Origin of the sequence: Streptomyces gobiensis (assembly GCF_021216675.1) — a bacterium.
Classification (GTDB): domain Bacteria; phylum Actinomycetota; class Actinomycetes; order Streptomycetales; family Streptomycetaceae; genus Streptomyces; species Streptomyces gobiensis.
This window is the reverse complement of the sequence record NZ_CP086120.1, coordinates 5,494,942-5,515,000: the sequence shown is the minus strand read 5'-3', so window position 1 is coordinate 5,515,000 and position 20,059 is coordinate 5,494,942. Positions and strand designations below refer to the sequence as shown.

Annotated in this window: 17 protein-coding genes (1 of these 17 cut by a window edge); 10 read left to right on the top strand and 7 right to left on the bottom strand. The window is 70.2% G+C overall.

What is annotated here, in order from left to right:
• Positions 1 to 1,549, top strand: the 3' portion of a protein-coding gene (gene ptsP, locus test1122_RS25680) for a phosphoenolpyruvate--protein phosphotransferase (protein ID WP_232271550.1). It extends 122 nt beyond the left edge of the window; 1,549 of the gene's 1,671 nt are visible here — the last part of the coding sequence; its start codon lies off the left edge, out of view; it ends in the stop codon at positions 1,547 to 1,549.
• Positions 1,550 to 1,631: 82 nt separating this feature from the next.
• Here the strand turns inward: ptsP and test1122_RS25675 are convergent, their stop codons facing one another.
• A complete protein-coding gene (locus test1122_RS25675; protein WP_232271549.1) occupies positions 1,632 to 2,534 on the bottom strand; it encodes a hypothetical protein in 903 nt (300 codons plus the stop codon).
• An 86-nt stretch (positions 2,535 to 2,620) separates the two neighbouring features.
• Positions 2,621 to 4,648 carry an acetoacetate--CoA ligase gene (locus test1122_RS25670; RefSeq protein WP_232271548.1) on the bottom strand — a complete coding sequence of 676 codons (2,028 nt, stop codon included), beginning with the start codon at positions 4,646 to 4,648 and terminating at the stop codon, positions 2,621 to 2,623.
• A gap of 493 nt (positions 4,649 to 5,141) precedes the next feature.
• Between test1122_RS25670 and test1122_RS25665 the strand changes: the two genes are divergently transcribed.
• The 7 genes from test1122_RS25665 to glpK all read left to right on the top strand — a co-directional run bounded on the left by test1122_RS25665 (position 5,142) and on the right by glpK (position 13,539).
• On the top strand, positions 5,142 to 7,457 hold the full coding sequence (locus tag test1122_RS25665) for a glycoside hydrolase family 31 protein (RefSeq protein ID WP_232271547.1): 2,316 nt from the start codon (positions 5,142 to 5,144) through the stop codon (positions 7,455 to 7,457).
• 41 nt (positions 7,458 to 7,498) lie between these two features.
• Entirely contained in the window at positions 7,499 to 8,341 is an 843-nt protein-coding gene (locus test1122_RS25660) for a M15 family metallopeptidase (protein WP_422397051.1), read from the top strand.
• 261 nt (positions 8,342 to 8,602) lie between these two features.
• Positions 8,603 to 9,043: an excalibur calcium-binding domain-containing protein gene (locus test1122_RS25655; protein WP_232271546.1), complete on the top strand. Its 441-nt coding sequence runs from the start codon at positions 8,603 to 8,605 to the stop codon at positions 9,041 to 9,043.
• A 240-nt stretch (positions 9,044 to 9,283) separates the two neighbouring features.
• Positions 9,284 to 9,754 carry a Zn-ribbon domain-containing OB-fold protein gene (locus tag test1122_RS25650; protein ID WP_232271545.1) on the top strand — a complete coding sequence of 157 codons (471 nt, stop codon included), beginning with the start codon at positions 9,284 to 9,286 and terminating at the stop codon, positions 9,752 to 9,754.
• Positions 9,747 to 10,937, top strand: a complete 1,191-nt coding sequence (locus test1122_RS25645) for a lipid-transfer protein (RefSeq protein ID WP_232271544.1) — start codon at positions 9,747 to 9,749, stop codon at positions 10,935 to 10,937. Before test1122_RS25650 ends, test1122_RS25645 begins: the two co-directional genes overlap by 8 nt.
• Positions 10,938 to 11,271: 334 nt before the next feature.
• On the top strand, positions 11,272 to 12,012 hold the full coding sequence (locus tag test1122_RS25640; protein WP_232271543.1) for an MIP/aquaporin family protein: 741 nt from the start codon (positions 11,272 to 11,274) through the stop codon (positions 12,010 to 12,012).
• A gap of 12 nt (positions 12,013 to 12,024) precedes the next feature.
• Positions 12,025 to 13,539, top strand: a complete 1,515-nt coding sequence (gene glpK, locus test1122_RS25635) for a glycerol kinase GlpK (protein WP_232271542.1) — start codon at positions 12,025 to 12,027, stop codon at positions 13,537 to 13,539.
• 440 nt (positions 13,540 to 13,979) lie between these two features.
• Here glpK and test1122_RS25630 read toward each other — a convergent pair whose 3' ends face one another.
• The 4 genes from test1122_RS25630 to test1122_RS25615 are packed head-to-tail and all read right to left on the bottom strand — an operon-like array spanning position 13,980 to position 18,048.
• Positions 13,980 to 14,600: a GTP-binding protein gene (locus test1122_RS25630; protein WP_232271541.1), complete on the bottom strand. Its 621-nt coding sequence runs from the start codon at positions 14,598 to 14,600 to the stop codon at positions 13,980 to 13,982.
• Positions 14,581 to 14,964, bottom strand: a complete 384-nt coding sequence (locus tag test1122_RS25625) for a DUF742 domain-containing protein (protein ID WP_232271540.1) — start codon at positions 14,962 to 14,964, stop codon at positions 14,581 to 14,583. The genes test1122_RS25630 and test1122_RS25625 overlap by 20 nt, the downstream gene beginning before the upstream one ends.
• Positions 14,965 to 14,974: 10 nt before the next feature.
• Positions 14,975 to 15,415, bottom strand: a complete 441-nt coding sequence (locus test1122_RS25620; RefSeq protein WP_232271539.1) for a roadblock/LC7 domain-containing protein — start codon at positions 15,413 to 15,415, stop codon at positions 14,975 to 14,977.
• Entirely contained in the window at positions 15,412 to 18,048 is a 2,637-nt protein-coding gene (locus test1122_RS25615; protein ID WP_232271538.1) for a sensor histidine kinase, read from the bottom strand. Before test1122_RS25615 ends, test1122_RS25620 begins: the two co-directional genes overlap by 4 nt.
• A gap of 244 nt (positions 18,049 to 18,292) precedes the next feature.
• On the opposite strand from test1122_RS25615, the gene test1122_RS25610 reads away from it, so the two are divergent.
• Positions 18,293 to 18,580, top strand: coding sequence for a hypothetical protein (locus tag test1122_RS25610; RefSeq protein ID WP_232271537.1), 288 nt, complete (start codon positions 18,293 to 18,295; stop codon positions 18,578 to 18,580).
• A 50-nt stretch (positions 18,581 to 18,630) separates the two neighbouring features.
• Here test1122_RS25610 and test1122_RS25605 read toward each other — a convergent pair whose 3' ends face one another.
• Positions 18,631 to 18,951 carry a bifunctional 3-phenylpropionate/cinnamic acid dioxygenase ferredoxin subunit gene (locus test1122_RS25605; protein WP_232271536.1) on the bottom strand — a complete coding sequence of 107 codons (321 nt, stop codon included), beginning with the start codon at positions 18,949 to 18,951 and terminating at the stop codon, positions 18,631 to 18,633.
• A gap of 149 nt (positions 18,952 to 19,100) precedes the next feature.
• On the opposite strand from test1122_RS25605, the gene test1122_RS25600 reads away from it, so the two are divergent.
• Entirely contained in the window at positions 19,101 to 19,898 is a 798-nt protein-coding gene (locus test1122_RS25600) for an IclR family transcriptional regulator (protein WP_232271535.1), read from the top strand.
• The last annotated feature ends 161 nt before the right edge of the window (positions 19,899 to 20,059 follow it).

Below are 20,059 nucleotides of genomic sequence, written 5' to 3'. Positions count from 1 at the left end.
TGAGCAGCAGCGGGCGCGGCAGGCGGTTGAAGCCGTCGCCGCCGATCTGATCGCGCGGGGCAATCTGGCGGGCGGCGAGGCGCAGGCTGTGCTTGAGGCACAGGCCATGATGGCCCAGGACCCCGAACTCATGGCGGATGTCGAGCGGCGGATCGCCGTGGGGAGCACAGCCGAGCGGGGTGTGTACGACGCGTTCGCCGCGTACCGCGCCCTTCTGGCCAGCGCCGGTGAGTATCTCGCCGGCCGGGTGGCCGACCTGGACGATGTGCGGAATCGTATCGTCGCCCGGCTGCTGGGCGTTCCTATGCCGGGTGTGCCGGACAGCGACGAACCGTATGTGCTGATCGCGCGGGATCTCGCACCCGCGGACACGGCGCTGCTGGACCCGGCTCTGGTGCTCGGGTTTGTTACCGAAGAGGGCGGGCCCACCAGTCACAGCGCGATTCTGGCGCGGGCGCTGGGGGTCCCCGCGATCGTCGCTCTGCCGGGCGCCGGTGAGCTGGCCGAAGGCACGGTCGTCGCGGTCGACGGCAGCACTGGTGAGGTCGTGGTGAACCCGACCGCTGAGCAGCGTGCCGCGCTGGCGAAGGCGGCCGAGGAGCGGAAGGCCGCGCTCGCCGCTGCTACCGGTCCGGGCGCGACCTCCGACGGTCACAAGGTGCCGCTGCTGGCCAATGTGGGCGGACCCGCGGACGTTCCGGCCGCGGTGGCGGCCGGTGCCGAGGGGGTGGGTCTGTTCCGCACCGAGTTCCTGTTCCTGGACGACAGCCAGAAGGCGCCGTCCGAGGAGAAGCAGGTCGAGGCGTACCGCAAGGTGCTGGAGGCGTTCCCCGAGGGCCGGGTGGTCGTGCGGGTACTGGACGCGGGTGCGGACAAGCCGCTGGACTTCCTCACCCCGGGCGATGAGCCGAACCCGGCGCTGGGCGTACGTGGTCTGCGTACTCTGCTGGACCACCCGGAGGTGCTGCGCGTACAGCTCTCGGCGCTGGCCAAGGCGGCCGAGGGTGTGCCCGTCTATCTTGAGGTCATGGCGCCGATGGTGGCCGACCGGACGGACGCCAAGGCGTTCGCGGATGCCTGTCGTGAGGCCGGTCTGCAGGCCAAGTTCGGCGCGATGGTGGAGATTCCGTCCGCTGCGCTGCGGGCCCGCTCGGTGCTGCAGGAGGTGGAGTTCCTGTCGCTGGGCACCAACGACCTGGCGCAGTACACCTTCGCCGCCGACCGGCAGGTCGGTGCCGTGGCCCGGCTGCAGGACCCGTGGCAGCCCGCGCTGCTGGATCTGGTGGCGCTGTCCGCCGAGGCGGCGAAGGCCGAGGGCAAGAGCTGCGGGGTGTGCGGTGAAGCGGCCTCCGACCCGACGCTGGCCTGCGTGCTGACCGGGCTGGGCGTCACCAGCCTCTCCATGGGCGCCGCCTCCATCCCGTATGTGCGTGCCACGCTGGCCAAGCACACCCTCGCTCAGTGCGAGCGGGCCGCGGCCGCCGCGCGCGCCGCGGACAGCGCTGAGGACGCCCGGCTCGCGGCGCAGGCGGTGCTCTCCGGGGAGTGACTCCGCGTGCTGTCCGGCGTCGGCCGTCCGCCTTCGGGGGGACGGCCGACGCTTTACTTACCTCTGACGCCTCTGACGGGCTTCAGTGATCCGCGTCCTCCGGGCGGGGCACGGGGATACCCGGTCGGTAGTCGACGCCCGGCTCGGGTGGTACCGGCTCGCCAGTGGTGGCGTCTGTGCAGTAGGCCGTGAAGACTTCCGCTTCGGTCAGCGGCCACAGCCAGCCGTCGTTGAGCTGCCAGCCACGCACCACCTCGCGGCCGTCACGGCTGGTGCGGAGCACGATGCCGCCGGGGCCGTCCGTGGCGATGCCCGCAGCCAGCACCGTGGTCAGCACCAGGGCTTCTTCCTCGCTCAGCTGAAGCTCGCCTTCGTCGTCGGCTTCGACATGCAGCATGGCCGCGAACGGCAGATCTACGGGGCCGTCCGCCGCGGTGACGCTGCACACCAGATGGTGCCTGCCGGGGCCAACGGACTCGATGAGCCCGGCCACGGCCCGCGCGGCGCGCTCGGAAGAGGCATGCCCGATGTCCTGTCCGCAGCAGCCGCAGGGCCCGAGTCCGGCGAGCAGCTGGGTGGCCCGCTCCCAGGTGCGCTCGCGTTCGGCCGTATGGAGAAGCCGTGGCATCAGCCGGTCGATGGGCTGCCCCTGGTAGGCCACGGTGGCCCCCGCGGCCGCGACCTCCGCGGTGTACCGGGAGCGGCTGGCCGGGGTGTCGGGGTCCAGCTGCTCGACGGTGCAGAACTCCTCGTAGTCGGCAGGGTCGAAGAGAGCGATCCGGGTGTGCACGCCCTGCGCTGCCAGGGCGCGGAGCAGTCCTTCCAACTGCCGCAGATAGCTTTGATGATCGTCGAAGATGAAGCTCTTGTAGCGGCGCATGGCCGCGAAGTCCGACTCCTCCGCCAGAACAGCGACCGTGCTGGGCGTTTCGCGGCGCAGCGCACGACGGGCACTCAGTTGCTTGCGGCTTCTGGTCTGTGCCATGACTTTCCCCCAATTACTGCGATCACTTGCTCACTGACCGTAGTCGAGGGGTCTGACAATGGACCGAGGCCGTCGTTCAGGCGCCTTCAGGCGGTGCGTTCGCGAGCCAGGCGGGTGTAGAAGTGCAGCAGCTCGGCATGGTCGACCGAGCCGGGGTTGACCGCCTTGTCCAAGGGGGTCCCCTGGAGGAGGCGTTTGACCGGTACTTCGAGTCGCTTGCCGGTCAGGGTGTGCGGGATGCCCTCGACCTCGATGATCTCGTCGGGTACATGGCGGGGTGAGAGCTCTTCGCGGATGGTTCGCTTGATGCGGTCGCGCAGAACGTCGTCCAGGGTGGCGCCCTGGGCGAGGTGCACGAAGAGGGGCATCCAGTAGCCGCCGCCCGGCTGTTCCACGCCGACGACGAGGGATTCGCGGATTTCGGGGAGGCGTTCGACGGCTTCGTAGATGTCCGCGGAGCCCATCCGGACGCCCTGACGGTTGAGGGTGGAGTCGGAGCGGCCGTGGATGATGACGGAGCCGCGCGAGGTGACGGTGATCCAGTCGCCGTGGCGCCAGACGCCGGGGAACATCTCGAAGTAGCTGTCGCGGTAGCGGGAGCCGTCCGGGTCGTTCCAGAAGCAGACGGGCATGGAGGGCATCGGGTTGGTGACGACCAGCTCGCCGACCTCGTCGACCAGCGGCTTGCCGTGCGGATCCCAGGACTGCAGGTCCGTGCCCAGGCAGGGGGCCTGCAACTCACCGGCGTGGACGGGCAGCGTGGGGACGGCTCCGGCGAAGCAGCTGCACACATCGGTGCCGCCGCTGACCGAGGCGATCCACAGTTCCGCGTGAGCCTCGGCGAACTCGTCGTGCAGCCAGCGGAAACCATCGGGGGGCAGTGGCGATCCGGTGGTGGCGACGCACTTGACGGTGGCAAGGTCGAGGTCGCGGCCCGGGTGAATTCCGGACTTACGGCAGGCCATCACATACGCGGCCGAGGTGCCGTAGAGGGTCGCCCCGGTCCGTTCGGCGATCCGCCACTGGGCGGCGGTGTCGGGGTAGCCGGGGCTGCCGTCGTAGGTGATGACGGTCGTACCGGTCAGCAGGCCGGAGACGAGGAAGTTCCACATCATCCAGCCGGTGGAGGTGTACCAGAAGAACCGGTCATCCGGGCCGAGATCGCAGTGCAGGCCGAGCTGTTTGAGATGTTCGACGAGGATGCCGCCCTGGGACTGGACGATGGCCTTGGGCAGTCCGGTGGTGCCGGAGGAGTAGAGCACCCAGAGTGGGTGGTCGAAGGGCACCTGCTCGAAGAGGGGTTCGGCATCGGTGGCGGTGAGGGTTTCCCACTCCAGGGCGTCCTGCGGGGCGGCAGTGCCCAGCAGCGGGATGTGCACTACGGCGCGCAGGGTGGGCAGTTCGCGGCGGAGTTCGGCGACGGTCGCGGTGCGGTCGTGTTCTTTGCCGCCATAGCGGTATCCGTCGACGGTGAACAGGATGACGGGCTCGACTTGCTGGAAGCGGTCCAGGACACTGCGGGCGCCGAAGTCGGGGGCGCAGGAGGTCCAGACGCCACCGACGGCGGCAGTAGCGAGGAGGGCGATGGCCGCCTGCGGGATGTTGGGCAGATAGCCGCTGACCCGGTCCCCGGGACGTACGCCGAGGCGGCGCAGCTCGGCGGCGAGGGAACCGACCTGGCGGCGGAGCTCGGCCCAGGTGACGGAGCGGGGTTCCTGACTCTCGTCGACGTACAGCAGGGCGGGGGCGTCCGCACGGTCGGGGTCCTCGGCGGCGCGCAAGGCGTGCTCGGCGTAGTTGAGGGTGGCGCCGGGGAACCAGGTCGCCCCGGGCATGCTGCGGTCGGCGAGAACGGTCTCGTACGGGGTGGAGAACCGTACGTCGAACCACTCGGTGACCGCCTGCCAGAAGGTGGCCAGCTCCTCGACGGACCAGCGGTGCAGTGCGGCGTAGCTCGCGGCCGGGTTACCGGGGACGGCGGCTGGGGCGCCGTGCCGCCGGGCGGCCCAGGCCTGGAAGCGGGTGAGCTGGGCGCCTTCGATGCGGTCCGGTCCCGGCTGCCACAGGGGCTGTGGCTGGTCTGCGGGCTGTGCGGCGCTGTGCGCTGCGGTCATGGCGGCTCCCGGCTGTACGCGTCGTGTGCGTTCTCCGCGCACGAGCGGGGTGTGCGCGTGACGCGGCGGCTGTGCAGGACGATGCCATGTGATCGTCCCGGGCACCAGGGTGGGGGGGTTCTGTGTCGGGACACGTCCCACGTGGACGGGCGACACGTCCGGCTGGGGGTACGGGGGTCGCCCCCCGGAAGACCGCAGCATCGTCCCGGGCACCAGGGTGGGGGGTTCTGTGTCGGGACACGTCCCACGTGGACGGGCGCCACGTCCGGCCGGGGGTACGGGGGTCGCCCCCCGGAAGACCGCAGCATCGTCCCCGACACCAGGGTCGGGGGCTCTGTGTCGGAACGCCTCCCAGCGTGGACGGGCCCCTCGGCACCAGGGTGGGCGTTCCGTAAGGGGGTGTTGTTGATGTGCTGCAACGACGGGGGCGGCCTGGGTGAACGGCGGTTGAACGGCGGTGTCGCGGGGTGTCGGCGGTGGCAGGCTGAGCAGCATGTACGCACGTGGCCTGGGGCGGTCGGTGAGGTTGGTCGGTACGGCGCGTGGGCTGCGCACCGTACGGTCGGCGTGGCGGCGGCAGCGGGCGGACGCGGTGGCGCTCCCCCGCCGGGGTCCGGAGCGGGCGCGGGTGCCGGGGACGGTGCGGGGGGCCGAGCCCGCGCCCGGTGGTGGTGTGGTGCGGTTCGCGCGCTCCTCGCTGCGGGTGCGGGTGGCGGTGGGTGGTGCGGTCTTCCTCGGCTGGGACGGTGCGAAGCCTGAGCCCTCGTACGCGCTGGCGGGTGCGTGCCCGCCGGTGGATGCGCGGGCGGCGTTGGAGCCGGACAAGAACCGCGGCTGGCGGGTCGTGTCCGAGCGGGTGCTGGTGATAGTCACCCGGCATGGTGCGGTGGAGGTGCGCACACCCGGCGGGGTGCTGCTGCGGCGGGATCTGCCGCCGCGCTGGTGGGAGCCGGTGGCTGAGCCTGGTGGGTGCGGCGGTCAGGGCGCGCGCTGGGTGCAGCGTTCCGAAGTGGCGGCGGACGGCAGGTTCTTCGGGCTCGGCGGCCGGACGGCCGGCCCCCGGCTGCGGGACGGCAGCTATCGGCTGTGGAACACCGACCCGGGGCCGTATGAGCCGGGACAGGACCCGCTTTACATCACGATGCCGGTGCAGTTGGTGGTCGCGGACGCGGGGACGCATCTGCTCTTCCACGACAACTCGTGGGACGGCCGGGTGACCTTGCGTGAGGGCGCCGAGGGGGCAGGCTCCGGGCATGACCGCCCTGGGCGTTGCGAACTGCGGATGTCGGGTGGGCCGCTGCGTTACTGGGTGCTGCCTGGGCCGCCCGCCCGGGCGCTGCAAAGGTGGACGGCGCTGACCGGGCCGCCCGCGGTGCCGCCGCGCTGGGCGCTTGGATACCAGCACGCGTGCGGGGCCGGCGACGGTGAGCGGGAGGTGCGGGGGATCGCGGCGGGGTACCGGGAGCGGAGGCTGCCGCTGCGGGGGCTGCATCTGGGGACCGGCCACGATCGGTCAGCGGTGGCGAACGAGCTGCGCGCGGAGGGGGTGCGGCTGGTCTCCGTAGTCGGCCCGGCGGTGAAGGCGGAACCGGGCGAGCGCGTGTACGACAGCGGGCTCGAGGCGGACGCGTTCGTACGGGGGCCGGATGGCCGGGTGGTGCGTGGGATGGGGTGGCCGGGTGAGTCGGTCTTCCCGGACTTCTCCGATCCACGGGCGCGCAAGTGGTGGGGCGGGCTGTGTGCGGAGCGGCTGGCGCGGGGGTTCGCCGGGGCGTGGCACGACATGAACGAGCCGGTGTCCTTCGCCGCGTTCGGCGATCCGTCGCTGCCGCGCTCGGCCCGGCACGCCCTGGAGGGGCGCGGGGGCGATCACCGGGAGGCGCACAACGTATACGCCCTGATGATGGCACGGGCGGGGTACGAGGCGCTGCGGGAGCTGCGTCCGCTGGAGCGGCCGTTCCTCTTCTCCCGCTCCGGCTGGGCGGGGATGCAGCGTTACGGCGGTACCGGGTCGGGCGATGTCGCCACCGGCTGGCCGGGGCTGCGGGCCTCACTGGCACTGGTGCTGGGTCTCGGGCTGTGCGGGGTGCCGTACTCGGGGCCGGACATCGGCGGGCTCACCGGGTCACCGTCGGCGGAGCTGTATCTGCGCTGGTTCCAGCTGGGCGCGTATCTGCCGCTGTTCCGTACGCGTACGGCGGTCTCCGCTGGGCGGCGGGAGCCATGGGAGTTCGGGAAGCAGACGCTGGACTGCGCCCGGTCGGCGATGGCCGAACGGGAACGGCTGCTGCCGTATTTCTCCACCCTGGCCCAGCTGGCGCACCGCACCGGCGCGCCCTATGTGCGGCCGCTGTGGTGGCACAGTCCGGCGGACCGGGCGCTGCGCGACTGCGATGACGCCTTTCTGCTCGGCGATGCCCTGCTGGTGGCGCCGGTGCTGGAGCAGGGGGCGGTGCGGCGTTCGGTACGGCTGCCGAGGGGCCGGTGGTACGACACGGCGACCGGTGTGGCATACGACGGGCCGGACGAGGTGACCGTGGCGGCTCCGCTGTCCCGGATCCCGGTGCTGGCGCGTGCGGGCTCGGTCATTCCGGTGACGGGCACGGACGGCGGGGTTGAGCTGGACGTATGGGCGCCGCCGCCGGGGCGCACCGGGAGCGGGATCATGGTGGCCGACGCGGGTGACGGCTGGGCTCAGGGGGAAGTCGAGCGGTTCCTCGTGCGGCTGCTGGGCGGTGAGCCGGTGGTGACACGGGAGGGCGGCGGGCCGGTGGGCTGTCCGGTGCGGGTGCGGGGCGTGAGAGCGTAATCCAGCGTGGCGGTTCCTGCGCCATGGTAAAGGAGTTGGACATGCCTTTTCATGCCGCCTCACCGCGCTCCATGCCCCGCCGCCTCCACATTGGAGCCGCCGCGACAGCTCTGTCCCTCACAGCTCTGTCCAATACAGCGCTCACGGCCCCGATCGCCGTCGCCAAGTCCGAGCCCAAGGCACCACCGGAATTCGTCGCACTCAGCGACGTCGACAAGACAATCCTCCAGGACATCCGGTACTTCACGGCACACAACTTCATCGGCGATCCGGTCGACGGCTACAGCAGGCCGATGTGCGTTCTCACCAGACCGGCCGCCAAGGCGCTGAAGAAGGCCCAGCGGACATTCGTCAGGAAGGGGTACTCCCTGAAGGTATACGACTGCTACCGGCCGCAGCGGGCTGTGGACCACTTCGTGAGCTGGGCGAAGGACATGCATGACCTGCGGATGAAGCAGGAGTTCTATCCGCAGGTCGACAAGAGCCGACTCTTCGAGGACGGCTACATCGCCGAGCGATCGGGACACAGCCGCGGTAGCACGGTCGACCTCACTCTGGTGAAACTCCCTGCCACGCCAACCCGCCCGTATGTGCCCGGGGAGCCGCTGGTGCCATGTTACGCCGCTCAGGAGAAGCGGTTCCCGGACAACTCCCTCGACATGGGGACTTCCTTCGACTGCTTCGATTCAAGATCTCACACGCTCGACAAGCGCGTTCAGGGAGAGCAGCGGCAGAATCGGCTGCTCCTGAAGGACGAGCTTGAAGCAGTCGGCTTCGTCAACTACGCATACGAGTGGTGGCACTACACCTACCAGCCTGAGCCCTACCCTGACACCTACTTCGACTTCCCTGTCGAAAGGCGTTCCGTCTGCGGCAAGGAGTAAGAGTCCAAAGCCACGAAAGGTGTGCCGGCGATGGAGAACCCCGTCGTCGGCTGCTGGCCTTCGCGGGGCAGCGGGGCGCGCGCTGATTAATTCGCGCCTCTCAAAGGCCACTTGAGCCGCTATGCCCACCACGCCCGCTGTGCCATGCTCGCTCCGCCGCTCCCCGCGTCTATCAGCCCGAGCACACCTGTGTGCCGGGGCTGCGGCAGAACGCCGCGGTAACTACGCCGCGGTTTAACTACAGAGCACAGAAAGAACTTCATGGCCCCGTCTCTGCCCCGCGCGTGTGCGACCGTCGTCGTCGCCATTGCCGCGCTTACCGCGCTGCCCTCCGCCGCGCACGCCCACGGGGACGTCCACCCGTTCAAGAACTGCACTGAGGCCTACGACCACGGGCACTCCCACATCCCCAAGGGCGATGAGCACTACGGCGCGCATCTGGACCGCGACAGGGACGGTATCGGCTGCGACAGCCCGCCCAAGGGCTTCGTCCCGGCCAAGGGCACCGAAGACACCAAGGACACCGAGGACGCGGGGGATGCCAAGGACACCGCCCCGGCGCCGGGCAAGGACGCTGAGACCGAGCTCGCTGAGACCGGTGGTGACAGCGCCACTCCATACCTTGCTGGTGCCGGTGCCGCCGTGCTTCTGGCCGGCGGCGGCGTGCTGATCGCCGCACGCCGACGGCGTGCCAGCCAGTAGCTCCTGACGGGTACGAGACCGGCTGACGCGGCGGCGGCACAGGGCCACCCCCGTGGGTCCTGTGCCGCCGTCTGCCGCAGGGGACGCCGATCGGGCCGAGATGGTTCAGCCGCCTGGCACGCGTCACCCATCTGGAACACACAACGCCTCTCTGCGTTTCGCCATTCCCTCGGTGGCGCACGCGTGACACACTCCTGACGCTCCATCAGTTCTGCTGTCTGAGTCCGTGCGGGAGGGGCCGTGTCGCGCATCCGTACACCGGTGGTAGAAGGCTGGTTCACCGACCCGTCCGGCGGCGGTCCGGCGGAGTTCCGTTTGCTGGGCACCCGGTGCCGGGAGTGTTCCGCGGTCTTCTTCCCGCGCGAGGACGCCTTCTGCCGCAACCCCGGCTGCGCGGGCACCGAACTGGTGGAGGTGCCGCTGTCCCGGCACGGCACCGTCTGGTCGTACACCGATGCGCGGTACCGCCCGCCGCCACCGTATGTCTCCGGCCCGGACCGGGAGTGGGAGCCGTACACGCTGGTCGCCGCGGAGCTGGCGGCGGAGCGGATGGTGGTGCTGGGCCAGGCCGCGCCCGGGGTGACGGTGGACGATCTGGCCGTGGGGATGACGGTGGAGCTGGTGCCCGGCGTACTGAATGAGGATGCCGAACACATCTGGATGACCTGGCACTGGAAGCCCGTGGCGGGACCGGAGGGCGGGCATGAGTGACGATGTGGCGGTGCTTGGCGCTGGAATGCACCCCTGGGGGAAATGGGGACGTGGCTTTGCCGAGTACGGCACCAAGGCGGCCCGTGACGCGCTGGCCGACGCCGGTCTTGAGTGGGCGGACATCCAGTCGGTGGTCGGCGCGGACACGGTGCGCGGCGGCTATCCGGGCTATGTGGCGGGGGCGACCTTCGCTCGGGCGCTGGGCTGGCAGGGGGCCAGGATCACCAGTGTGTACGCGGCTTGTGCCTCCGGCGCGCAGGCCATCGGTGCCGCCCGTTCGCAGATCCTGGCGGGGCAGGCGGATGCCGTGCTGGTGGTCGGCGCGGACGCCGCGCCCAAGGGGTTCTTCGCCCCGGCGGGCGGCGACCGCCCCGATGACCCGGACTGGCTGCGCTTCAGGGTGCTGGGCGCCACCAACCCCGCCTACTTCGGCCTCTACGCGCGCCGCCGTATCGCCCTGTACGGCGATACGGCCGACGATTTCGCCCAGGTGAAGGTGAAGAACGCGGCGGCGGGGGCGGCCAACCCGTATGCCCGTTACCGCAAGCCAGTCACCGCCGAGGAGGTCACCCGCTCCCCCATGGTGGCCGATCCGTTACGGCTGCTGGATATCTGCGCCACCTCGGACGGTGCGGCCGCGCTGATCCTGACCAGCCTGGACTTCGCCCACCAGCAGGGTGTGAGGGATCCGGTGCGGATCCGCGCGGTCTCGACGGTGTCCCCGCGCTATCCGCGGACCGTGCTCGATCTGCCGGACATCGCCACCGACTCCGCGGCGGCCGTGCAGCCCGCCGCCGGGGGATTTCGGTCCGCCATCGCCCGGGCCGCCTACGAGGAGGCCGGGCTGGGACCCGAAGAGCTGTCATGCGCGGAGGTATACGACCTGTCCACCGCGCTGGAGCTGGAGTGGTACGAGGATCTGGGACTGGCACCGCCCGGGGAGGGTGCGAAGCTGCTGCGGGAGGGCGCGACGGCGCTCGGTGGCCGGATGCCGGTGAACCCGAGCGGCGGGCTCGCCTCCTTCGGTGAGGCGGTGCCCGCGCAGTCCATCGCACAGGTCTGCGAGCTGACCTGGCAGCTACGCGGGCAGGCCGGTCCGCGGCAGGTGCCGGGCGCGCGGGCCGGGATCACTGCCAATCAGGGGCTGTTCGGCCATGGTTCAGCTGTCGTGGCGGTGCGCTGACGCAGCGAGGTGGGTGCCGGAGCGGCCCGGCGTGCCCGGCCACGATGCGCTGCGCGGCGGGACGGGACAAAACACCCCGCATACGTCCTTGACGGCCCCCGGGCAGCGGTGAACACTGCCGGATGTCAGTCGGCATCGCCGCACGCCGGCCCACTCAGCCGCGCCGTATCCCCACGGGCGATACCGGTGGATACGCACGCCGGTCGCCGACGCCGGGCGGGGCCCAGCCAGCTGCGGGCAGCTCCCTGCCATCGGCTCCATCGGCGCGGTAAGCCGCACCCGCAGGGACGCCCGGGGTGGTCGCCCAGGGCGAGGGCACGCACTAGGAGCCGCCATGTCCAACAGCGACATCTTCATCGGCGAAATCATCGGGACCGGGATCCTCGTCCTCTTTGGCACAGGCTGTGTGGCCGCGGTCCTGCTGCACCATTCGAAGGCAAGAGCCGGCGGGTGGATCGTCATCGCCTTCGGCTGGGGCTTCGGCGTCATGGCCGGGGCGTATACGGCCGCACCGCTGTCCGGGGGCCACATCAACCCCGCCGTCACACTCGGGCTCGCGGTCGAGGGCACCACGAAGTGGGAACAAGTTCCGGTGTACTTCGCGGGCGAGCTCATCGGCGCGTTCCTCGGAGCCGTGCTCTGCTGGCTGGCCTACTACGGTCAGTTCGCCGCGAACGCGGACGAGGAAAAGCGCATGGAGACGCTGGGCGTCTTCTCGACCCGGCCGGAGCTCTACAACTCGGCGCAGAACCTCACCACCGAGATCATCGCCAGCATCGCCCTGGTGCTGCCCGTTCTGGCGTTCGTCGGCGGCAGGAGGCATGTCGAGGGCATCGGTGACGCTGGACTTCCGGTACTGCTCATCGCGTTCCTCGTGGTCGGGATCGGCCTCTCGCTCGGCGGGCCGACCGGTTACGCCATCAACCCCGCCCGTGACCTGGGGCCACGGATCGCGCACCAGATCGTGCGCATCCCCGGGAAGGGGACCTCCGAGTGGAGCTACTCCTGGATCCCCGTGGCAGGGCCCTTCATCGGCGGTCTCATCGCGGCCGGAATCTACAACCTGGTCTTCTGAAGGGGGGACACCATGACCGAGACCGCACCCATATACGTTGCCGCGATCGATCAGGGCACGACCTCCAGCCGGTGCATCATCTTCGACCAGAGCGGCGCCATTGTCGCGGTGGACCAGCGCGAGCACCGCCAGATCTTCCCCAAGCCCGGCTGGGTGGAGCACGACGCCACCGAGATCTGGTCCAAGGTGCAGGCCGTGGTCACCGGGGCGCTCGCCAACGCGGGGCTGCGTGCCGACCAGCTCAGCGCGCTGGGCATCACCAACCAGCGGGAGACGACCGTGCTGTGGGACCGGTCGACCGGCAAGCCGGTGCACAACGCCATCGTCTGGCAGGACACCCGCACCTCGGCACTCTGCACCGAGCTGGGCGGAACGGTCGGCCAGGACCGTTTCCGTGAAACCACCGGGCTACCGCTGGCCAGCTACTTCTCCGGGCCCAAGGCCGCCTGGCTGCTCGACAGTGTGCCCGGACTGCGGCAGCGGGCGGCGGCCGGGGAGATCGCCTTCGGCACCATGGACTCCTGGCTGATCTGGAATCTGACGGGTGGTACGGACGGCGGGGTGCATGTCACCGATGTGACAAACGCCGGGCGCACCATGCTGATGAATCTGGAGACCCTGCAGTGGGACTCCTCGATCCTGGCCGCGATGAACATCCCCGAGGCGATTCTGCCGGAGATCAGGTCCTCGGCGGAGGTGTACGGCACGGCGGTGGGGCAGCTGGCCGGGGTGCCGGTGGCCTCCGCGCTCGGCGACCAGCAGGCGGCCGTCTTCGGCCAGACCTGCTACGGCATCGGGGAGGCGAAGAACACCTACGGCACAGGATCGTTTTTGCTGCTCAACACCGGTAGTCGGCCGGTGCCGTCCAAGAGCGGGCTGCTGACGACGATGGGCTACCAGCTCGGCGGGGAGCCGCCCGTCTACTGCCTGGAGGGCTCAATCGCGATCACCGGTGCGCTGGTGCAGTGGTTCCGTGATCAGCTGGGGATCATCCAGTCAGCCGATGAGATCGAGCCGCTGGCGGCGAGCGTCGAGGACAACGGCGGTGCGTATATCGTGCCGGCTTTCTCCGGGCTCTTCGCGCCGTACTGGCGCTCCGACGCGCGCGGGGTCATCACCGGTCTGACCCGCTATGTGACCAAAGCCCATCTGGCACGTGCGGTGCTGGAGGCGACGAGCTGGCAGACGCGGGAGGTGGTGGACGCGATGTATCAGGACTCGGGTGTGCGGATCACCACGCTGAAGGTGGATGGCGGTATGACCGTCAATGGGCTGCTGATGCAGCATCAGGCCGATGTGCTGGGGGTGCCGGTGATCCGGCCGGTGATCGCCGAGACGACGTGTCTGGGGGCGGCTTACGCGGCTGGGCTGGCCACGGGGGTGTGGTCGGACCTGGATGAGCTGAGGTCGCACTGGCGGCGGGATGTGGAGTGGACGCCGGGGATGTCGGCGGAGCGGCGGGAGCGGGAGTTTCGCAACTGGCGTAAGGCGGTGGAGCGTAGCTTCGGCTGGCACGAGGAGGACTGACCAGGGTGCTGTGCGGCTCCGCCGCGCGGCGGGGCTTCGCCTCGGCTGCGGGGTTCCCGGCTGTACCGATACGCGGCTCCGCCGCGTGGCGGGCTCCGCCCCCGGGTGCGGGGTGCCGTGGGTGGGTTTCCCCGTATCCCGCCCCTTCCCGTAAACCGGGGCTTCGCCCCGGGCCCCGGGGGTGGCTCGGTGCGGGCCGGTGGCCGGTGTTGTGCCCACCCACAGCCCCTCGCGGGGCTGCGAGTGCCCACAACGGGGGTGGGGGTCTGGGGGCGGCAGCCACCAGTTTCGGGAAGGGGCCGGGTTAGGGGAACTCTCCCAACGACGGCAACGGCCCCCAGCCAGCACCGACGGACGGAGTCCGGCGCAGGCGTCCGAAGCCCGGGAGGCCCGCCAGGGCCGAGCGGTGCGAGGACGCCGTTAAGAAGGGGCGGCCGCCGTTAAGAAGAGGTGGCGGTGGCGGGGTGGTGGTGGGAGGCGGCGGTGCGCATGGCGTGTTCTACTACGGAGACCAGGACATCGCGGGCGGATTCCCGGCGGCGGGCGTCACAGAGCATCACCGGCACCCGCTCGTCGAGGTCGAGAGCCGCACGGACCGTCTCAATCGGGTAGCGGTCGGCACCGTCGAAACAGTTGACGGCCACGGTGAAGGGAATGGCGCGCCGTTCGAAGTAGTCGATGGCGGCGAAGCACTCCTCCAGGCGGCGGGTGTCGACGAGCACGGCCGCGCCGAGGGCGCCCTGGGCAAGCTCATCCCAGAGAAACCAGAAGCGGTCCTGCCCCGGGGTGCCGAAGAGGTAGAGCACCAGGGAGTCGCTGAGGGTGATCCGCCCGAAGTCCATGGCGACGGTCGTGGTGGACTTCGCCTCCACACCGTCGGTGCTGTCGAACGGGCGGCTCGCCTCGGTCAGGGCTTCCTCGGTACGTAGCGGTTTGATCTCGCTGACCGCCCCCACGAAGGTGGTCTTGCCTACCCCGAAGCCGCCCGCCACCAGGACCTTGAGCGTCACCGGGTCGGCGGCGGCCTCTTCGCAGCCTCGCTTAGAGCGCCCGAAGACCATTGATTACCTCTCGTAGGATGCTCTCGTCCGGCAGCTCGGCCGGGGGTACGGGGCGGCTGACACGGACCAGGTCCGCGTCGATGAGATCACCGATGAGTACGCGGACAACCCCCACCGGCAGATCGAGGTCGGCCGCGAGCTCCGCGACCGACTGGGGTGCCTGCCGGCACCGGGTGACGATATCGATGTGCTCCGGGGCGAGAGTACGGTCGGCGTGCACATCATCGGCGTCACCGGCCGATTCCGCGATCACCAGTGCGATCAGGTCGAGTTGGACGCCCACGGCGCCGCGGGTGCGGCCACGCGTCATCGCGTAGGGCCGCACCACGGGCCCGGCCGCGTCATCGAACCATCGCTCCGTCATGCGCGGACCTTCACCCTCCGCCAGGGTGGTCTGCGCGGGGCGCGGTACCAAGGTGTGCGCCGACCCGCCTGACGAGCAGTGTCATCTCATAGGCGACCAGCCCGACATCCGACTCGGCGTCCGCAAGGACCGCGAGGCAGCTGCCGTCGCCCGCCGCGGTGACGAACAGAAAGGCCTCTTCCAGCTCAACGACGGTCTGCCGGACACCGCCCGCCTCGAAGTGGCGGCCGACTCCCTTGGCGAGGCTGTGGAATCCGGAGGCCACCGCCGCGAGGTGCTCACTGTCCTCCCGGGTGAGGTCCTTCGAAACGCCTCTGGCAAGTCCGTCGCCGGACAGGACGAGCGCCTTGCGGATGCTGCCGACGCGCTCAACCAACTCATCCAGCAGCCAGTTCAGCTCACCGCCTCCCTTCGAAGCGGTGCTGTGGGGTGTGGCTCGTGGTGCGGTCATCGACCGTCCCCCTCCGGTGTGGTTCTGTCGTTCTGCTCCCGGCCTCGCTGCCAGCCCCGCTGCAGGGAGGCCATCCGGCTGCGTACCTCATCGGCATCCCGTTCCTCGGGCGGCTCCGGAGCACGGGCTGCTACCGGGCTCCGGGGCCCCTCTTCGGGGCCGTCGTCCCCGGTGTCCCGGTCCGCCGTCTTGAGCTGGGGTGCGAGGCTGGCCTGCCGTACCCGGCGGGGCAGGCCGCCCACCGTCGTGGGACGCTGCGGCTCCTCATCCCGCTCGCGGCGGTCGGCTGCGCCCCGGTGCTCTCCGCGGTCATTGCCGACCGGGCGGCCATGGTCGGACACCAGGACCGGGCCGTTCGCGGCGCCGGGTCGCCGCCGGGGCAGCGGGACCGGGCCGTCGTGGTGTGCGGGCTGGAGTCCGCTGTCCGCCTCGGGATCGTCATGGGCCTGCTGGTGCTGTTCCGGCGTGGGGCCGGTGTCATGGCGGCTGTGCCGGCTCTGCAGATCGCGGAAGAGGCTGCCGACGCTGTCCTCGGTCTCATCGAAGTCGTCGAGCGCGCTTTCCAGCTCGATGGGCCCGCCCTTGGGCCGGGGGCCCGCGGACCCGCCCGGCTTGCCGCCCAGACCGAGGGGGACGGGCGTCTCCCGCTCCGGCAGGGAGACCGGCATCCGGGCGAGCGCGCCCAGTCCATGACTGCCGGTGTCCTCGTCCCTGCCGCGTTCGAGGGCGTCCCTTCCGGCGCCGCTCACCTCGGTGAGCACAGAGCCCGGGATGAGGACCACGGCGGTGGTGCCGCCGTAGGGGGACGGCTGCAGGGAGATGCGTACGCCCTGCCGCTGGGCGAGCCGGGAGACGACGAACAGACCGAGCCGGTCGGTGTCGGAGAGCTCGAACTCCGGGGTTTCGGCGAGCCGGAGATTGGCTTCCAGCAGCATCTCCGGGGCCATCCCGAGACCGCGGTCGTGGATCTCCAGCGTGAAGCCGTTGGCGACGCGTGCGCCGAGCACCTGCACCGCGGTGTGCGGCGGCGAGAAGACGGTGGCGTTCTCCAGGAGTTCGGCGATGAGGTGGGTGAGGTCGGCCACCGCCGGGCCATCGACGGCGAGCCTCGGCAGCCGCCGCACCTCGATGCGCTCATAGTCCTCGACCTCGGCGACGGCGGCCCGTACGACATCCATCAGCTGGACCGGCTTGCGCCACTGCCGGGAGGGGGCGGCGCCGGAGAGGATGACCAGGCCCTCGGCATGGCGGCGCATCCGGGTCGTCATATGGTCGAGCCGGAAGAGATCGGCGAGCTCCTCGGGATCCTCGGTGCGCCGCTCCATGGTGTCCAGGAGGGTGAGCTGGCGGTGCAGAAGCACCTGGTTGCGGCGGGCGAGGTTGACGAAGACCTCGGAGACACCACGGCGCATATCGGCCTGTTTGACGGCGGCCTCGATGGCGGCCCGCTGCAGAGTGTTGAGAGCCTGACCTACCTGGCCCATCTCATCCGGACCGTACTCCAGGCGGGGTGCCTCGGTTTCCACATCGACGTGCTCCCCCGCGGCAAGACGGCGCATCACGCTGGGCAGCCGGACACCGGAGGCCTCGTGTGCCTCTCTGCGCAGCGTGCCGAGGTCGCGGACGAGGCCCCGGCCGATACGGAATGAGACGACGACGGAGGCCAGTACGGCCAGGAAGCCGAGGACTCCGGCGATACCCGCCTTGAGGAGCACCGACAGGGCCGCGGGCTCGACCCGCTCCGTGTAGCGCTCGGCTGCCGCTCGGTCCATCTGCTCCAGGTCGTCCAGGACCGTGCTGGTGGCGGCGTCCCAGCGCTCGGCGTTGACGGCCTTGACGGCGCCGCCCGCGCCCGCGTCGACCACGGCGTCCTCAAAGGACTTCAAGGTCCGTCCGTCGGCGCCGTCCCAGTAGTCCTCGAAGGTCAGCCGGTCCTCGTCGGGCAGCATCTGGAGGTTGGTGCTGTAGATGATGTTCCGTTCGGCGACCCGGTCGGAGAACTCGCGCAGCTCCTTCTTGGTCATCCGGCCCGCGGCGAGGGCGGCGGCCATCAGTGCGTCCTCCCGGGAGACCAGCTCACGGGCCCGGGAGACGGCGACGAGGGCGCGGGCCTCCTTGTCGAGCCGGACGTTCTCCAGGGCATTCAGAGTGCCCAGCAGTTCGTAGCTGGGATCCACGACGGCGTTGTACGCGGCGAACGCGTCCGCGCGGGAGACAGTGTTGCGCTCGACCTTGGCGCGCAGGGACTCCAGCCCGTCCAGCTCTTCCAGGAGGGTGTCGAGCCGCTTCTGGGAGTCCTGGGGCAGTTCACCGCGGACATCTCCCGCGTTGACGCGTATGCGGTTCACCACCTTGTCGGTGGCGCGCTGTTGCTGGTGCAGCTCGGTGAGCGCGTCGGAGCGGCGCGGGTCAGCACGGTAGATCAGCGCTTGGCGGCGTTCGCGCTGAATGGCCTGAACTGTCTCCTCAGCCGGGTAGCCGATCTTGTCCACGATGTGGGCGACATTCAGGAGTTGTCTGGCCTCACGGCTGGTGATGACGGTGGCGAAGGCCCAGATGGAGGTGAGTGCCACCAGGGGCACCAGCAACAGCGCCACGATCTTCCGGCGGATCGTATTCCCGCGAAAGCGCATGGCCTCCCCTCCGTCAACGCCGCCGCGCGGGGGCGTTCCCTCAGCAGTTCCTCAGCAAACGGCGCGAGCCTACTACTGCCCTCGCAGAACTCGTAGATGCGTCCGAGACAGAGAACGGACTGTCGAGAGAGCCTGATCGGGATGTTTCCACTGATGGATGGACAATTAGTCCACCCGTGTGGCACAGGACACGTGTCTGTTGGGCAGCGCTTGGTCCATTCTGGAGACGGGGAGTGAAGGTCGCATGTACGCCAAGCCACGGCTGCCGGATCCCGTGCGTGCCGCCGCGGTACGCGCGGTCATCATCGTCGCGCTGACACTGGTGCAGTTGACGGTTGCGGTGTTGTGCTCGCTCGCCGGTGTGTGGTTCGCGTTCCCGGCGCTGCTGTTCACGGTGGCCAGTACGGTGGTGGCGACCTGGGCGGTGCTGGACGTGTGGGTGACCCGGCAGGTGTGGATCCAGCGGCATGGGGTGGTGTCCACTCCCAGCAGCGCGGCGCGGGCCCGGGGGCAGCGCCGCACGGAGCGATGACGCTCACGGCCGGGGCGGCGCGGGAGCGAGGGCACGGAGGAGAGGACGCGTCAGGCGACGGCGCCCTCTTCCACCGCGGGGCTGACGTAGATCATCCCGTCCACGACCGTGATTTGGTGAGTGCGTACCGGCTTGCGGGCCGGCAGACAGGTGGGCACTCCGGTACGTACATCGAACGCGGCGGCGTGCAGCGGGCATTCGATCAGGCACCCCTCCAGCCAGCCGTCGGAGAGTGATGCGTCCTGGTGGGTACAGGTGTCGTCGATGGCGTAGAAGTCGCCGTCCGCGTTGAACACGGCGATGGGCGGGGCGGTGTCGATACGGATGGCCTCGCCTTCCGGCAGGTCATCGATGTGGCAGACGGGAATCACTGGTCCCCCTCAGGCTGATCAGTATGATGGCGTTCTCAATAACGCATCGCGTAGCGCGATGCGCAACAGAATCCGGATCGGGGAACCGGACGTCAAGGGGTCCCCGGAGACTAGGCCCGCAGGGCCGCCTGGTGGTGAGCTTCAGACCCATGGCAGACACGACTGAGGAACAGACCGAGGAGCGGCGAGGGGCCACCGGGTCAGTGCAGTCGGTGGACCGGGCGGTGAGCGTCCTGGAGATCCTCGCCAGGCTGGGCGAGGCCGGGGTAACGGAGATCGCCGATGAGCTGGGTGTCCATAAGTCGACCGCGTTCCGGCTGCTGGGCGTGCTGGAGAACCGCGGCTTGGTCGACCAGGAGCGCGAGCGGGGCAAGTACTACCTCGGTGCGGGCGTGCTCAGGTTGGCGGGCGCGGCGGCCAACCGGCTCGATATCTCGCAGGAGGGCGCACCGGTGTGCCGGTCGCTCGCCGGTGACACCGGGGAGACCGCGAACATCGCCGTGCTCGACGCGGACGCCGCGGTGAACATCATGCAGGCACGCGGCGCCGCGGCGGTCACCGCGTACAACTGGCTGGGGCGGCGCACCCCGTTGCACGCCACCGCGAGCGGCAAGGTGCTGCTGGCCCATCTGCCCAAGGAGCGGCAGGACGGGCTGCTGAGCCGGAAGCTCGCACGGTTCACGGAGCACACCATCACCACGGCGGCCGATGTCCGGTCGCAGCTGCAGACGGCGGCGGAGCGCGGCTTCGCCTACGCCTACGAGGAGTTGGAGATCGGTCTGAACGCGGTGGCCGCTCCGGTACGGCTGCACGACGGCGCCGTGATCGGGGCGATCGGGGTTTCCGGGCCCGCGTACCGGATGGCCCGTGGCCGTCTTCCCGAGCTGGCCGAGCGCTCCGCCAAGGCCGCCGAAGAGCTGTCCCGCAGGATGGGGTACGCAGGCTGAAGTCCCCCTGGAACACTCCGCCGTCGCGGCTTTGGCGCCGGTTTTCCGCTGCCGCTTGACGGACGTCCGGCATGGCTCCGATGATTTGCCCATAGCGCAATGCAGAGCGTCATACGCAACTCCCGGCCTTACCAACAGCCAACCCCTGTGCGCAGGAAGCT